This is a genomic window from Aquiflexum sp. TKW24L (assembly GCF_023502205.1).
Lineage (GTDB): Bacteria > Bacteroidota > Bacteroidia > Cytophagales > Cyclobacteriaceae > Cognataquiflexum.
In genome coordinates, this window is sequence record NZ_JAMFLG010000004.1 from 156,525 (window position 1) to 170,906 (window position 14,382).

General features: G+C 41.1%; 13 protein-coding genes. 8 read left to right on the forward strand and 5 right to left on the reverse strand.

Going from position 1 to position 14,382, the window contains the following annotated elements; translation table 11 throughout:
* The first annotated feature begins 99 nt into the window (after positions 1-99).
* From M3O96_RS04450 to M3O96_RS04465, 4 genes are all read left to right on the forward strand, one after another.
* Positions 100-1,164 (forward strand): linear amide C-N hydrolase, encoded by a 1,065-nt coding sequence (locus M3O96_RS04450; RefSeq protein ID WP_249719094.1) that lies wholly within the window; start codon positions 100-102, stop codon positions 1,162-1,164.
* A gap of 357 nt (positions 1,165-1,521) precedes the next feature.
* On the forward strand, positions 1,522-3,024 hold the full coding sequence (locus tag M3O96_RS04455; RefSeq protein WP_249719095.1) for an alpha-amylase family glycosyl hydrolase: 1,503 nt from the start codon (positions 1,522-1,524) through the stop codon (positions 3,022-3,024).
* A 157-nt stretch (positions 3,025-3,181) separates the two neighbouring features.
* Positions 3,182-5,575: a hypothetical protein gene (locus tag M3O96_RS04460; protein WP_249719096.1), complete on the forward strand. Its 2,394-nt coding sequence runs from the start codon at positions 3,182-3,184 to the stop codon at positions 5,573-5,575.
* A gap of 377 nt (positions 5,576-5,952) precedes the next feature.
* Positions 5,953-7,074 (forward strand): hypothetical protein, encoded by a 1,122-nt coding sequence (locus M3O96_RS04465; RefSeq protein ID WP_249719097.1) that lies wholly within the window; start codon positions 5,953-5,955, stop codon positions 7,072-7,074.
* A gap of 189 nt (positions 7,075-7,263) precedes the next feature.
* Here the strand turns inward: M3O96_RS04465 and M3O96_RS04470 are convergent, their stop codons facing one another.
* Positions 7,264-7,698: a YidH family protein gene (locus M3O96_RS04470; protein ID WP_249719098.1), complete on the reverse strand. Its 435-nt coding sequence runs from the start codon at positions 7,696-7,698 to the stop codon at positions 7,264-7,266.
* Positions 7,699-7,823: 125 nt separating this feature from the next.
* Between M3O96_RS04470 and M3O96_RS04475 the strand changes: the two genes are divergently transcribed.
* The 4 genes from M3O96_RS04475 to M3O96_RS04490 all read left to right on the forward strand — a co-directional run bounded on the left by M3O96_RS04475 (position 7,824) and on the right by M3O96_RS04490 (position 11,292).
* Positions 7,824-8,792 carry a magnesium transporter CorA family protein gene (locus M3O96_RS04475; protein ID WP_249719099.1) on the forward strand — a complete coding sequence of 323 codons (969 nt, stop codon included), beginning with the start codon at positions 7,824-7,826 and terminating at the stop codon, positions 8,790-8,792.
* 64 nt (positions 8,793-8,856) lie between these two features.
* On the forward strand, positions 8,857-9,393 hold the full coding sequence (locus M3O96_RS04480) for a hypothetical protein (protein ID WP_249719100.1): 537 nt from the start codon (positions 8,857-8,859) through the stop codon (positions 9,391-9,393).
* A 47-nt stretch (positions 9,394-9,440) separates the two neighbouring features.
* Positions 9,441-10,154 carry an outer membrane beta-barrel protein gene (locus M3O96_RS04485; RefSeq protein ID WP_249719101.1) on the forward strand — a complete coding sequence of 238 codons (714 nt, stop codon included), beginning with the start codon at positions 9,441-9,443 and terminating at the stop codon, positions 10,152-10,154.
* A 31-nt stretch (positions 10,155-10,185) separates the two neighbouring features.
* The gene (locus tag M3O96_RS04490; RefSeq protein WP_249719102.1) at positions 10,186-11,292 is read left to right on the forward strand and encodes a hypothetical protein; all 1,107 of its coding nucleotides are present in this window, start codon (positions 10,186-10,188) and stop codon (positions 11,290-11,292) included.
* A gap of 25 nt (positions 11,293-11,317) precedes the next feature.
* Here the strand turns inward: M3O96_RS04490 and M3O96_RS04495 are convergent, their stop codons facing one another.
* The 4 genes from M3O96_RS04495 to M3O96_RS04510 all read right to left on the reverse strand — a co-directional run bounded on the left by M3O96_RS04495 (position 11,318) and on the right by M3O96_RS04510 (position 14,256).
* Positions 11,318-11,758 carry a MarR family winged helix-turn-helix transcriptional regulator gene (locus M3O96_RS04495; RefSeq protein ID WP_249719103.1) on the reverse strand — a complete coding sequence of 147 codons (441 nt, stop codon included), beginning with the start codon at positions 11,756-11,758 and terminating at the stop codon, positions 11,318-11,320.
* Between the two features lie 275 nt (positions 11,759-12,033).
* Complete coding sequence (locus M3O96_RS04500) at positions 12,034-12,471, reverse strand: DoxX family protein (protein ID WP_249719104.1); 438 nt, start codon at positions 12,469-12,471, stop codon at positions 12,034-12,036.
* A gap of 32 nt (positions 12,472-12,503) precedes the next feature.
* Positions 12,504-13,742 (reverse strand): NADH:flavin oxidoreductase/NADH oxidase family protein, encoded by a 1,239-nt coding sequence (locus M3O96_RS04505; protein ID WP_249719105.1) that lies wholly within the window; start codon positions 13,740-13,742, stop codon positions 12,504-12,506.
* A 31-nt stretch (positions 13,743-13,773) separates the two neighbouring features.
* The gene (locus M3O96_RS04510) at positions 13,774-14,256 is read right to left on the reverse strand and encodes a glutathione peroxidase (protein WP_249719106.1); all 483 of its coding nucleotides are present in this window, start codon (positions 14,254-14,256) and stop codon (positions 13,774-13,776) included.
* Positions 14,257-14,382: the final 126 nt, after the last annotated feature.

Sequence of the window (14,382 nt, forward strand, 5' to 3'; positions counted from 1 at the left end):
CCCGCCTAGTTTTAAGATATTATTATCAAAATCTTAAACTGGCATTTTTGGTTGATAATGTTGCGGGTAAATCTGATATTGATTCCTAAATCCTCAAACATGACTACAACCCAATTGCTCCGCTCCTACCTGATTATCATGACTTTATTTGTTTTCGGGCTATTTCAACAAGGACATGCATGTACCAGGGTAGTATATAAAGGACCAAACCAAACCGTAATCACGGCCAGGTCTATGGATTGGAAAAGTGAAATCCCCGCCAATCTGTGGGTTCTTCCCAGAGCTACAAAACGTTCGGGAATTGCCGGAGAAAATTCAATCGAATGGACATCCAAATATGGAAGTATTGTGACCACTGCTTGGGATATTGCATCTGCTGACGGAATGAACGAAAAGGGACTTGTTGCCAATCTCCTTTGGCTCGTCGAGTCAGAATATCCGAAATATGACCCCAAGGCAGGAAAAAAAGGATTGGCGATTTCGCTTTGGGCCCAATATGCCTTGGACAATTTCGCATCTGTTCGTGAAGCTGTCGACCATTTTAGACTGGGAAATATAGTATTGGTTTCTGACTACATTCCGGGCACTAAGATGTTTACGACTGTACACCTCTCCATTTCAGATGCGTCAGGAGACAATGCCATTTTCGAATATGTGGGAGGAGAACTTGTCATCCACCATGACCCATCATACACTGTAATGACCAATTCACCAATTTTTGAAGAACAGCTTGGTCTCAACAAATATTGGAAAAATATACCGGGAACTGTGATGCTCCCCGGTACCAACCGCGCTGCCGACAGGTTTGTGCGGGCATCCTATTACATTGAAGCCATTCCCCAAACAGACAAGATGGAAGTAGCCATTCCTTCAGTTTTCAGTGTGATCCGCAATTGTTCCGTTCCTTTTGGGATCTCAACCCCCGATGAACCAAACATCTCCTCTACGAGATGGCGATCTGTTTCAGATCAAAAAAACCTCATTTACTATTTCGAAACAGCTTTGACTCCGAATACTTTTTGGGTGGATCTTAAGAAAATCGACTTCAGTCCCAAAGCGAAAACCAAAAAGCTAAGTGTAGAAAAAAATGAAACTTATGCCGGCGAATCATCGACACAGTTCAAGATAACGGCTCCTTTTGAATTTCAAGGGGTAGGATTGTAAAAGGGATTGGGTTCCGGTAGATTTAAACTTCCACTTTAACCATTTGTCAGTAGACTCCGATAAAAAAAAAATTACCACTTTATGTAAAACATGATTATCATCATGGTTTGAAGATGATTAAATCATTTTCTTGATGATCTTTATTTGCCAAATTGCTTCCAATAAAGGTTCTTTACCTTCCTCCTTTTTTTTATAAGCCCCTATAGAATTTATTGCTCTTTCCAAGAAAAATATTTTCTCCGACCCGTAAGAAGGTCTTGGAAAATAATTCTAAAAAATTGCAGGTCAGTGCTTATTCCCTGACCAACAGGAATGCTTTCAATACGCAAAAGACAATGTGCACCTTAACTTTTCACTATGATGACCAAAGCCAAAAGAAACTATCCTACCTTATATCAGGTCAATATCAGGGTCTGGTTGAATTCCATTTCTATAAAACTTTGCAAACGGGCCACACTCGATGACATTCCCGACCATGAACTTGACAAAATCAAGGAAATGGGTTTTGAATGGGTATGGCTGATGGGTATCTGGCAAACAGGCAGCAGGGGCAAAGAAATCTCAAGAACAAATCAGGACCTATTGGATGAGTTTGAAAGAACCCTCCCTGACCTCAAAATGGGCGATATTGGAGGTTCAGGATTTGCGATTACGAGTTATGAAATCCACGGGGACTTGGGTGGTAATGAGGCCTTGGGCAGAATCAAGAAAAAAATGAAGGAAAAAGGCCTATTTCTGATGTTGGATTTTGTGCCCAACCATACCGCCATTGACCATCAATGGGTAACAACACACCCTGAATTCTACATTGAAGGAAGCAGGGATGATTTGCAGCGGGAACCACAAAATTACATTTCTATACCATCCAAAGATAAAGAAAGGATTTTTGCCTATGGACGGGATCCATTCTTCTCTGGTTGGCCGGATACACTCCAACTCGATTATAGCAACCCAGAGCTACAGAAAGCGATGGAAATCGAACTTGGCAAAGTCGTTAAATTATGTGACGGGATCCATTGCGACATGGCCATGCTAGTCATTCCTTCTGTTTTCGAGAAAACATGGGGAAAAAGCTGTGACAGCTTTTGGCCAAAAGCCATCCAAAAAATCAAATCTAAAAATCCAGAGTTCAAGTTCCTTGCAGAGGTCTACTGGGACCTTGAATGGGAACTACAGCTGCAGGGGTTTGACTATACCTATGATAAGAAACTACTTGACCGACTGACCGAAGGCAAATCTCAACCGATCCGTGACCACCTCAGTGCCGGGTTGGAATACCAAGGCCATACGGTCCGGTTTTTAGAAAACCATGATGAACCCCGTGCCGCTTCCATATTTGATCAAAAAAAGCATGAGGCTGCAGCGATCATTACCTATTACTCTCCCGGTGTCCGATTTTTTCATCAGGGACAATTAGAGGGAAAAAAAACACGTATTTCTACCCATTTGATTCGGGGACCTCATGAACCTGTAGATCCTGTCCTACATCAATTTTACCTGCGATTGCTTCAGGTGTTGAAAAACCCCCTGTTTGAAAAAGGGCGGTGGAGACTCCTCGACACCAAAGAAACCTGGCATGGCAACAGTACATGGGATTCATTTGTGGCCTTTTCATGGGAAAGCTCCCAAAATAAAATGGGAGTCGTGGTAGTAAATTATGCCCCTTATTCCGGTGAGTGTTTTCTTGAGCTACCACTCCCTTACCTGACAGATAAAACCTGGAGCCTTCAAAACCTGATGGGCGATGAAATCTATGTACGGGAAGGAAATAGCCTGCTTTCCGAAGGACTATTTTTAGACATGCCGGCATGGCATTATCATGTCTTTGAATTTAAGCAGTTGAAAAAAGAGAAGAAATAATGAAGAAAGGTAGCGATTCACTTTTTTCAAAACATAACAAATTACCACTTTTTAATCTGTATTCTATGGACAGATTGGATATTCAAACAATTAGTTTTAGGTTTAGGAAATTCCAAATCTATAAAAATCCAGTCCACCCATCTATTGAATGTAAAGCATGAGTCTTTTTGAAAAATTACAGCAAGTCAGAAGTGAGGAAGATGTCAAAGATGCCTATATCAAAGCCCTAGGCCTCAAAGGATACTCCAAAAACCTCATAGACATCCAAACAAAGGAAATCTGGTTTGAAGCAAAAGATACCAGCAAACATTCGACCTATGCGATGTTTACCCAACTGATGCATTATGTCCAACAGGCTTTGGATCGGGGGCAATACATCCCTCCTTTTTTGGCGGTGATTGATACCAAGAAAGCTGCCATCATGAAAAGCACGGATGTCATTCCTTTCCTTGCCAAAAAGACCATCAAATGGGGCAAATCAGCAAGCGGATATACCATCGAAGCTTTGGATGCGATTTCAGCGCACATAGGAACCCACTTTGTTTCCTTCAAAATCGAAACCCACGAGGAGGAATTTATCAATACGATCAAAAACGCCATCACAAACGGCGATATCATCCGGACTCAAATCACACCGGATAACCTCAAACAGGTATTTGATAAATGGGTCCAAATGATCGGAAGGGAAATAAACGGCGTCGAAGAAGAAAACTACGCCCTACTGTTTTTTGCCGACATCATGCATGACGGCACTGTCTCTACGCACCATAATCTCCCTGCCGAACTTATGCACAAAAACGGCTCGCCGGTATTTAGTCTGGGAGGCAAGATCTATGAATTGGGAAATAAAGAAGGTTACAGACAGTTTTGGGCGATATATCACAAACCGCCTAAGGCAGAATACCGGAATTATTTGTTGGAAAGGCGGGACAGCCTTATCCCATTGGATGAGCGGAGTTTTAAGGGAGCGTTTTATACGCCTTTGGCTGTGGTGGACAAAGCTTATGACAAACTCACCGAAACCCTCGGCAAAAACTGGCAGAAAGAATACATTGTCTGGGACATGTGCTGCGGGGTCGGTAACCTTGAAGTCAAGCACTCCAATCCACGGAATATCTACATGTCCACCCTCGACAGTGCAGATATCGATGTGATGAAAGCCACCAAGACCTGCGTGGCCGCACAGCGCTTCCAATATGATTACCTCAACGACGACATTACCGAAGACGGACGGATCGACTATTCACTGACCAATAAAGTACCCGAAAGCCTCCGAAAAGCCATTGCTGAAGGAAAAAAGATTTTGGTCTTGATTAATCCGCCTTATGCGGAGGCGGGAAGTTCTGATACAATAAGTGGCGGTGAGCACAAAACAGACGTTGCAAAAACAAAAATTGCCAAGCATCTGCCGGATTATGGATATGCAACACGCGAATTATTTACTCAATTTATTGGTCGAATAGCGAAAGAAATTCCAACTTCAACGATTGCAATTTTCAGTAAATTAAAGTACGTAAATGCCCCAAATTTCGAAAAGTTTCGGGAATTATGGAATGCAAAATACCTTGGTGGATTTGTGGTTCATAGTAAATCCTTTGAAGGATTAAAAGGAGAATTCCCAATAGGATTTTTGGTTTGGCAAACAAATCAGAATTCAGATATAAAAAGTTCTATAGTTGAAATTTCTACCGAAGTTTATGATAAAAATGTCAAACCAATTGGCGAAAAAACATTTTATAATTTTCCGAACAATTATTTTCTTAGCGAATGGATTTCTCGACCCAAACCAATTGAAATTGATTCCCTTCCGCTTAAAAATGCAATTACTCCTGCAACGGTGACCAAAGATCTTCGAGGTAAAAAATGGGTTGAAGGAGGAATAGGTAGCATGTTATCCAATAGTAATATGCTTCAGAATGCAGGTACATTAACTGCAATATTTTCTTCAGGATTTGGAAGCGCAGGTGCATTTTTCATTATTCCAGAAAACCTTTGGAAAGTGGCTATAGTTTTTTCAGTAAGGAGATTGATTAAACAAACCTGGCTGAACGACCGTGATCAATTTTTACAACCTTCCGAACCTTTGACCGAGGAGTTTAAAAATGACTGTCTGGTTTGGATGTTATTCAATGGCAGTAACCTGACAGCCGGAGCTGATGATTTGGAATGGAACGGAAAGAAATGGTCGCTTGTCAATCATTTTATTCCATTTACCGAGACGGAGGTCAATGCGCCGGATCGGTTTGAGTCTGATTTTATGGTGGAGTATATGGCCGGAAAAGACTTTTCTGAGGAAGCTGCAAGCGTACTTTTGGCGGGAAAATCTCTTTGGCAAAGCTATTTTGCCCATACCGATGTGAGGTCAGTCAGGGACGAATTGAAGTTGAACCGTCCCGATGCCGGGTGGTATCAGGTCCGTAAGGCACTACAGGCGAGGAATGCAAGCGGTGACTTTCCACCTGTCAGTTTCAAAGCTTTTGAAACTGCTTATAAAACCCTGACCGAAAAATTGCAGCCTCAGGTTTATTCCCTTGGTTTTTTGAAAATTTAAATTCAAATCATCGAATTTTAACTTTCATGGTGTTGGGTTAATGCCACCTCATTTTATCCAAAATTTCGGATGACAATGTCATTGCTGTTTTTTCAAATTCTATTTTTTGTATCCCTTTTTTAGAGAGTTGAATCTCACTTTTGCTAGAAGAATTCCAGTTAAAAAATATCGGTTTTTGTAAGCTAAGAGGATCAATCCATCTTAAACGATAACGTTTAATAATACCATTTTTCAAGGGTTAAATTTATGATAAGGATATCTCCAACCAAATAAATGGCGAAAGCATTGTATGCTACTAGATTATTCAAATTCACCCCGAGGCCACTTTCCAATCACCTAATTAAACAATCAAAAAACCTAAAGCTTACCCATTTCAAATGAAACCTCTCTATATATTTTGTTTTGCATTTCTATTCATTGTCTCAAGTGCACAGGCTCAGGTTTTTTCCAACAAAGTTGTAGGTGAAAAACACCAATCCAAAAGAGACAGCCTAAAAAATTCCGAATACCCATATATCTTGCCGATTTGGGGAGGCAAGGCAACACAAGCCGGATATACGCTCCCCTATTCTGCCGGATTAAGCGTCAATTATTTTTGGCAGGAATCTGACATCATCATCGAAAACCTCATGGTGGGATTCAATGGTGGCCAAATGTATAATGTCGATGATGTGGTGAGGTTCAATAAAGCTATTGCAACTGCAAGTGCTATTTCTGTAAGACCCGATGTTTGGGTATTCCCATTCTTAAATGTTTATGGGATTTTGGGTAAAACCCAAGCATCAACAGAAGTAGGATTTGGCCTTTGGCTGCCTGACTCGACCAATACCTATTCAGAAGTGTTCAATGCAGAATCAAAAGTAGATTTCACGGCAGGGACTTTTGGATTAGGAATGACACCTACTATTGGTGTCGGTGGGGGATTTTTGGCATTGGATATGAATATCGCATGGACTGACGTACCGCAACTCAGCAGGCCTACAAGGACTTTTGTCTTCGGCCCACGATTAGGCAAAAACTTCAAACTTCCAAATCAGAAAAGTAACATAGCGATTTGGGCAGGGGGATTCAGGGTTCACCTCAATTCTGAAACCAACGGTTCTGTCAACTTCAGCGATGTCATTGACACAGATGGGCTTCAGCCAAGGATAGACGAGGGCTTCGAAAAAGTAGGAGGTGCCCATATCAAAGTGGATACATGGTGGGAAGGACTCTCCCCTGCCGACCAAAAAAACCCCATCAATATCGCCAAATACAATGCCGCAAATTCGACTTTGACCCGGGCAAGTGAACTCCTCGTGGCTGCAGATGCGGCGCTGAATGATGACCAATCTGCTTCAGTCCAGTATTCGATGGACAAAAGACCTGCCGGTATGTGGAATTTTATTGTTGGATCCCAATATCAGTTAAACAAAAGTCTGATGTTCCGTATCGAGGTCGGGTTTTTGACTTCAAGAACCCAAGTAATGACAGGTATTCAGTATCGCTTTGGGCTTTAAAAGATCTCAGATATATAATTCAATATCGTTTAGGTAGGGAAGATTCGATAAACTTTTCCAAAGTTCGGAAAGGATGTTTTAAGATTCTCATGGACTAGTCCCAACTTTGGAAAAGGTTTCCAAAAAGCAACAGCTTATTTAAATGACATTGATTTATAATTCACAAAATGTCAATGAATTACCGAAATATCATAACCTGAAAATAACCATTAGAGAAAGTGTAAATGAAACAGCCATAATGATGTAGGCCAAAAAAGAGCTAATGGATTTTCGCATTTCAGGATATGTTTCCTTCAGTTTGGACATATTTTGGTGATGCTGAATGGTGGCAAAGAGCAATACCACGAAGGATAGCATAACCAATAAAATCCCGACTTGGGAACCTGTTAGGTGTTTCAAAAAACCTGTTCTCCCAGATTCGATTCTCTCAAAAAAATACTGATAAGCTCCAATACCTACCACCAACAATGTTACAGATGTCCTGATCCACGCGAGCTGAAGTCTTTCGAATGAAACCCTGGTCCTTTCGTTTTGTAGAAGTTTCTCGGCTTTTTTCTTTTCCTTCTTCTCTTCCAATTCCTCATCGGACATTTGTTCAGTTTCCACGGGTTTAGGTGTTTCCATTGGGGTTTTATTTGTACCAAATTAAATAAGTTATTTGATAATTTATAACCTCCTTCGGTTAGTAATATTATTCCAATTGAACCTCAAACACCAACTGCAACCGGATTTAAAAAATTAGACATAACATGAAAACCAGCTGCCATACCATTCTTGAGGACAAGAGTCTCGATCCCTGTGATTATAGGGCTGCCATCGATTCCCTCGGGCAAGAAAAGATCAGCATTTGGATAGATGTCCAAGGAGCCAATAAGGAAGAATTGGAACAAATAATGGGAGATCTCCATGTTCAGGGTCTGATCAGGAGGTTTTCTCTTGATTCCCGTGATCATCCCGGTTATTATCCTTTTAGGCCACTTTCATTGCTTGTCATGCCTGTGATTACTGACACGAAAGACAACCGAAAAATGGAATATCTTGGTGTTTTATTTGGAAGTGGCGTGCTCCTGACCTTCTACGAAAAGGAATTCTCCAGATTTCAAAAAGACATTGATCCCGAAGGTTTTGCTTCCGTCCTTCCCGACAACAGTATCTCCGGAATAATCTCCTCCTTCCTTTTGGGCTTGTCAATGGTTTTATTAAAAAGAACAGCCTTTATCAGCGAAAGTATCCTTCAGTTAGAGAAAAAAATGGATGCGCAGCCGGGAGAAATCAATATGGAGGAAATTGCCGATTTGCAATCAGGCATCCTTTTACTCGAATCGATAGTTCAAGGCCAATTGCCTGTTTTTACTGCATTTGCTGCATCCGATAAATCTTCCGAAAGTGGGGAAAAAACAAAAGAATATCAAACGCTATCTTCTGCAAATCTGCAATCAGCTGACAGGACTTTGGAATTATTGGAAAGGAGATTAAATGCCGTCCGTTCATTTTATGATGCACAGGCTAGGGAAAAAACCAACCGCAGACTAGAAAGGCTTACCATCATGTCTACGATTTTTATGCCGATTACATTTCTTGCAGGAATTTGGGGAATGAATTTCCATTATATCCCACTGATCAACAATCCCTTTGGTTATGCCTATGCCATAGTCGCGATGATCCTGATCAGTGCTGGGATGTATTTCTACTTCCGTAGCAAGGGTTGGTTTGATTAAAACAAAATAGAAAATATAAAAGCATGAAGTGCAAAAGACCTGTGAATCCCTAAAAAACCAAAGTATGGAACATCCAACTCAAAAGAAAACTTTCAAACAGAAATTGGTCCACGAGCTTACCGAATATGGCATCAATGTACTCTACTTGGCCCTGTGTTTTAGTGTGCTCATCTTTTACCGAAGGGTACTGCTCGCCCAATACGGAATCATCTTGGATGATTACTTTATCGGGGTTATCAAAGCCTTGATCATTGGGAAAGTTATTATGATCGGGGCTTTTTTGGACATCAGCAAAAAATTTGAAAATAGGCCTCTCTTCATTCCTGCTTTATACAAAACCTTCTTCTTCAGTATTTTTGTACTCCTTTTTGAGGCATTGGAGGTTTTGATCAGGGTATTAATCAAAACTCCCACTCTTGAAGGAATCGCAGAAGGTTTTGCACACCATTTTGACACGGTATTATTTGCGAGCCTTTTGGTGGTAAGCCTTGCTTTCTTTCCTTTTTTCGCTTTTAAAGAATTGGCCAGACACTTGGGTCAGGACCAAATCAGAAGATTGTTCTTCCAAAAAAATGAACATGTTCGACTCAATAAACAATAATCTTTATCCGATTATAGAAAAACTTATTCTCAAAATCAACCAATCTCATGGCAAGTAAACTAAAAATTATCCTTCTCCTTTTGTTTTTGACAGTTTCAGGAACAATCAAAGCACAGGTTCTTATTTCCTTATTATTTGGGGATAAATTAAACACTGAAAAAATTGAATTCGGTCTGACGGGAGGAATGAACCGCTCCTATTTTAATGGATACAATGGTTCGGAGGGACTGAACAACTTTAATCTGGGAATTTATTTTCACATCATGCTCAAAGAGAATTCCTTTATCAGCACGGGAGTGCTGGTCAAATCCAATGTTGGCGCAACAGGAATGCCTACTTATCCGCTAAACGACCCGGATTTTGATGAAGTTTTCGAAGATGGCATCTTGACCACCAAGGTAAATTATTTCTATGTTCCGATCATGTACCAACAAAGGATCAATAATCGGCTATTGTTAGAGGGCGGCATTCAATCGGGCTTGCGGTCTAAGGCTTTCGACTATTTCAATCTTGAAAGTAATGGCGGAGACTTGGAATTTAGGAGGGAAGTCAGCGATGATTTCACAAGATTGGATTTCGGACTTGTAGGCGGTATGGGATACAAACTCAAAAATAAATTGAAAAGCATGAGTGTAGGAGTTCTTTATTTCTATGGTATAGTGGATGTCAAAAAAAATACAGATGCCATGGTCAACAATTCTTCTCTGAATTTCTACCTGAGAATTCCGATCGGTGTAGGGTCAAAAGATCCTAAAGATTGAAACCATCCTCATTTTATGGTAACTTGATCTAATGAATAAGCTCCCTATTATCTTCCTCTTACTTTGGACATTTTCCTGTCAGCAGCCTGCTGAGCAAAAACAAACCTTTATCAAAGGCGTTTACGGCAATCCTGCTACCCTTTTGGATGCCGGATATAGGTTTGATTCTTTGGGAATGAATGCGGTATTTGTACGCAGTATATCCTTGAATAGAGAGTTTTTTGATATTGCAACCCAACAAGGGGCAAAGGTTTTTGTAGAGTTTCCGACCCTAAACGGAAAAGACTATCTTAAGGACCATCCTGAAGCTTGGCCTATCACAGAAACGGGCGAAAAAGCAGAACCCGCAGATTGGTTTATGGGGATTTGCCCTACCGATCCCGATTTTAAAAACTATCGGATTGGCCAACTGAAAAAAATTCTCCATGAATTCAAAGTGGATGGGATTTTTTTAGATTATGTCCATTGGCATGCCCAGTTTGAAACCAAAGATCCGATCCTTCCCGAAACTTGTTTTTGCGACCGGTGTACCGGCCAATTTGGAGAAAGTACGAGGATAATAATCCCGGGAGACAGTATCAGCCACAAAGCCCAATGGATTTTAAAAAATAAAGATAAGGAATGGAGAAATTGGCGAAGCGAGGTGTTGAATGGATGGATCGCGGATATGGGAGATGTAGTCGATGAAATCCAGCCGGAAGCAAAGTTAGGCATTTTTTATTGTTCATGGTATCCAGCGGATTATGATTCGGCACTCTACCGGATTTTGGGTATTGACCCTAAGGCTATTTCAGAAATTGCCGATGTCATGTCGCCAATGTTGTTTCACCAAATGAAGGCTCGGCCCACGACATGGGTGGGAGAATATGTAAAATGGTTGGGAGATTTGATTGAAGCAGGGTCCAAGTCTGAAGACTTGAACCAAGACTTGAACCAAAAATTTGGACCACAGATTTGGCCCATTATTCAATCTCATAACAATCCCGGAATCATCAGTCCTGAAGAATTCAGGCAAGTCATGATTGAAGGCATGAAAGCACCCGCATCAGGCATCATGATGTTTTCTGACCAATCACTCGTTGAGAACCCGGAGAAAATTCGGGTAATGAAAAATCTCTATACCGAAGGAATAAAATGAGCCGCTAACAGGAAAAAACGTATACTCAGCCTTTGCTTTTCAAAAAATCAATCCACTCCTGAATCTTGTTTTTCATGGCAACCAATTCCTCCAAATTGGACTCCTCAGGGGAAATGTCTGCTAAAAGACTAAAAGGAATATGGGCAGCTTCTGCTTTCATAGTACTTCCTTTTGGTGTCAGCGTTAGGATAACCTTCCGTTCATCTTCTTCAGATCGCATCCTCGTGACCAATCCTAATGTCTCCATCCGCTTCAGCAGCGGGGTCATGGTATTGGTATTCAAAATCAACTTGTGGGCAATGTCATTGACAGAAATCCCATCCTCTTCCCAAAGGACCAACATCACCAGATATTGGGGATAGGTAATCCCGAGTTTGTCCAGATGGGGCTGGTATTCCCTGATGATCAACCTTGAGGCGGCATACACCGGGAAGCAAATCTGATTATCAAGTTTTAGTTGCTCCATTTCATTTAAATTATCGAACGTCTTATCAGTTTTTTAACATTTGCCTAATCCAATGGACTAGATATTTAAATGGATATTGATTGATACTAGATATTAGTTGATACTTTTAACCAGTCGGGCATTGATTATTCCCATTTGAGAAGAAATGTCTAACCCAATAACCATTGGTTACTTCATCAATATCTATCAATATCTAATATCAATGAATATCTTAATAAGCTTGGTTTACAATTAATTAACAAGCAAAGGAATCGCATATAAATCAATTCACTCTTCTAATTTTTATTTCTCCAAGCCTGCCAAGCACCCGTGGACCACAATGCCATGACTATCAGAACCGGCTGAAAGAACAAGCGGATAAATCGCGCCCTATCCGTATCCAATCCAAAGGCGTCGATCCCATTGACATACTGCGAAACGTTGCCCGGAAAAATCAGCACAAAGAAAAGCGCCACTACCCAACCGACTTGTACCCTTTTCGAAGCAAGGAAAAGCAAGGATGCTCCAAGAAGGATTTCCACTATTCCTGACAAGATTACAACTAGATCGGGATCCATTGGAACCCAAGGCGGTACCTGCGCCAAAAACTCACCGCGATTAAAGGAAAGATGGCTGATGCCTGCAAAAAGCAGAAAACTACCTAGCAGGACCCTAACGATAGTCTGTGCCATGTTGGTTTTGGGCTGAATGGTGGGATTGAAAATTGATTCCATAATTATTGGAGATTTTAGATTGAAAATAAAAATCAGGATGCCCTTTCCTTGAGCACCCCTTTTCTTTTAAATATCAGTTTATATGCGAATTTCACAAAAACAACAAAAGCAGAAAGGTTTGGCTTTGGTTCTATTCCTTTGCCCATTCTTTCTAGCTGTTCGCGGTACCACACTGTCTCCATCACGCCCATTTTATCTATGGGTCCGATTCCGGTTTTGATGGGTTGGATGGAGATCTTTGGCGATTGTCCGGTCAGAAGTCTGCGAGGGGCATCCGGTTCTACGGCGATCAATCTTGCCAAACCTACAAAATCCACGTTTCCTGACTGAATGGCATCTGCCATACCTTCATAGCTTTTAAACCCACCTGTTACTACCAAAGGTAGTTTGACTGCCTTTCTTGCTTTGTCCGCAAAATCCATAAAATAGGCTTCCCTTTTTTGGGTGCTTTCTTTCCATTTAGTTCCCATCATCGCAGGTGCTTCATAGGTTCCACCGGATATTTCTATCAGGTCAATACCTGACAATTCTAATGCCTTGATGGTTTCCAATGATTCTTCATCTGTAAAACCACCTCGCTGAAAATCAGCCGAGTTGAGCTTGATCCCGATAGGAAAATCAGTTCCCACTTCATGTCGCATCGCCTGATAAACTTCCAATACAAACCTTCTCCGTCTTTCAGGATCACCTCCCCACTTGTCAGTTCGCTGATTATGATGGGGAGAAAGAAACTGACTGACAAGATATCCATGGGCACCATGAATCTGAACACCAGAAAAACCAGCTTCTTTTACCTGTTTCGCAGCAAACCCAAATCTTTTGATCAGGTCTTGGATTTCCGCTTCGGTCAGTTCCCTCGGGGTATTGAAAAAAGACTGCATGTCCTTTCTAAACGGGATAGCCGAGGGAGAAACTGTTTCCTTGTTCAACCCTTTCGGTGCTTGCTTTCCGGGATGGTTCAATTGAACCCAGCAATGTGTCCCATTGGCGGTAGCGTTTTTTGCCCAAGATTTCAATCCTTCCAATCCTGAGGCGTTTTCTATGACCACATTTCCCGGCTCCCCAAGTGCGCGTCTGTCAATCATGACATTTCCTGTGACGCAAAGACCTATCCCTCCCTCCGCCCATTTACGATAAAGTAGATCGAGCATCGGTTTGGGGGAACCATCCTTGTTGCCGAGTCCTTCACTCATGGCGGATTTGAAAAGTCTGTTTTTGATCAGCACGCCATTTGGAAGGGTAAATGGCTGGTTTAATGGATTTTCAGGCATTATTTGAGGAAAAGAAATAAAAACAGTTTGATTACTTTAAAATTTTTCTGAGGTATTTATCGATTTCCGCAGGCTTGGTGATGGGTGAAAATCTCTTGGCAGGTTTTCCATTTGCATCTACCAAAAACTTGGTGAAATTCCACTTTATACTTGATCCAAATATGCCTCCCAATTCATTTTTGAGGTATTTAAAAACCGGATGGGCATTTTTTCCATTGACTTCAATCTTGGAAAACATGGGGAAGCTTACCCCATAATTCAGGAGGCATCCTTCTGCAATGTCCTTGGAATTGCCAGGCTCCTGATTGCCAAATTGGTTGCAGGGAAAGCCGAGGATGACCAAACCTTTGTCTTTGTACTTTTGATTGAGTTTTTCCAAGCCTTCATATTGTGGGGTCAAGCCACATTGGCTGGCGGTATTGACCACCAAAATCGTCTTTCCTTGAAATTCGGACATGGATACTTCTTTACCCTGAAGGTTGTTGGCGGAAAAATCGTAAAACTTGTTTTTCATAAATCGCATATTTGATTTCTATTATATCGTACGCGATACAAATATAGTCTTTATTTATATCGTATGCGATATATTATAATCATAATTCTTAGATTTTGTTTTTGAATGGACGAGGAGAATTTTAAA

What these genes read in the sequence shown, in the direction of transcription:
- M3O96_RS04450 (WP_249719094.1), top strand. Translation starts at nt 100, where the DNA reads ATGACTACAACCCAATTGCTCCGCTCCTACCTGATTATCATGACTTTA.
- M3O96_RS04455 (WP_249719095.1), top strand. Translation starts at nt 1,522, where the DNA reads ATGATGACCAAAGCCAAAAGAAACTATCCTACCTTATATCAGGTCAAT.
- M3O96_RS04460 (WP_249719096.1), top strand. Translation starts at nt 3,182, where the DNA reads ATGAGTCTTTTTGAAAAATTACAGCAAGTCAGAAGTGAGGAAGATGTC.
- M3O96_RS04465 (WP_249719097.1), top strand. Translation starts at nt 5,953, where the DNA reads ATGAAACCTCTCTATATATTTTGTTTTGCATTTCTATTCATTGTCTCA.
- M3O96_RS04470 (WP_249719098.1), bottom strand. Translation starts at nt 7,698, where the DNA reads ATGGAAACACCTAAACCCGTGGAAACTGAACAAATGTCCGATGAGGAA.
- M3O96_RS04475 (WP_249719099.1), top strand. Translation starts at nt 7,824, where the DNA reads ATGAAAACCAGCTGCCATACCATTCTTGAGGACAAGAGTCTCGATCCC.
- M3O96_RS04480 (WP_249719100.1), top strand. Translation starts at nt 8,857, where the DNA reads ATGGAACATCCAACTCAAAAGAAAACTTTCAAACAGAAATTGGTCCAC.
- M3O96_RS04485 (WP_249719101.1), top strand. Translation starts at nt 9,441, where the DNA reads ATGGCAAGTAAACTAAAAATTATCCTTCTCCTTTTGTTTTTGACAGTT.
- M3O96_RS04490 (WP_249719102.1), top strand. Translation starts at nt 10,186, where the DNA reads ATGAATAAGCTCCCTATTATCTTCCTCTTACTTTGGACATTTTCCTGT.
- M3O96_RS04495 (WP_249719103.1), bottom strand. Translation starts at nt 11,758, where the DNA reads ATGGAGCAACTAAAACTTGATAATCAGATTTGCTTCCCGGTGTATGCC.
- M3O96_RS04500 (WP_249719104.1), bottom strand. Translation starts at nt 12,471, where the DNA reads ATGGAATCAATTTTCAATCCCACCATTCAGCCCAAAACCAACATGGCA.
- M3O96_RS04505 (WP_249719105.1), bottom strand. Translation starts at nt 13,742, where the DNA reads ATGCCTGAAAATCCATTAAACCAGCCATTTACCCTTCCAAATGGCGTG.
- M3O96_RS04510 (WP_249719106.1), bottom strand. Translation starts at nt 14,256, where the DNA reads ATGAAAAACAAGTTTTACGATTTTTCCGCCAACAACCTTCAGGGTAAA.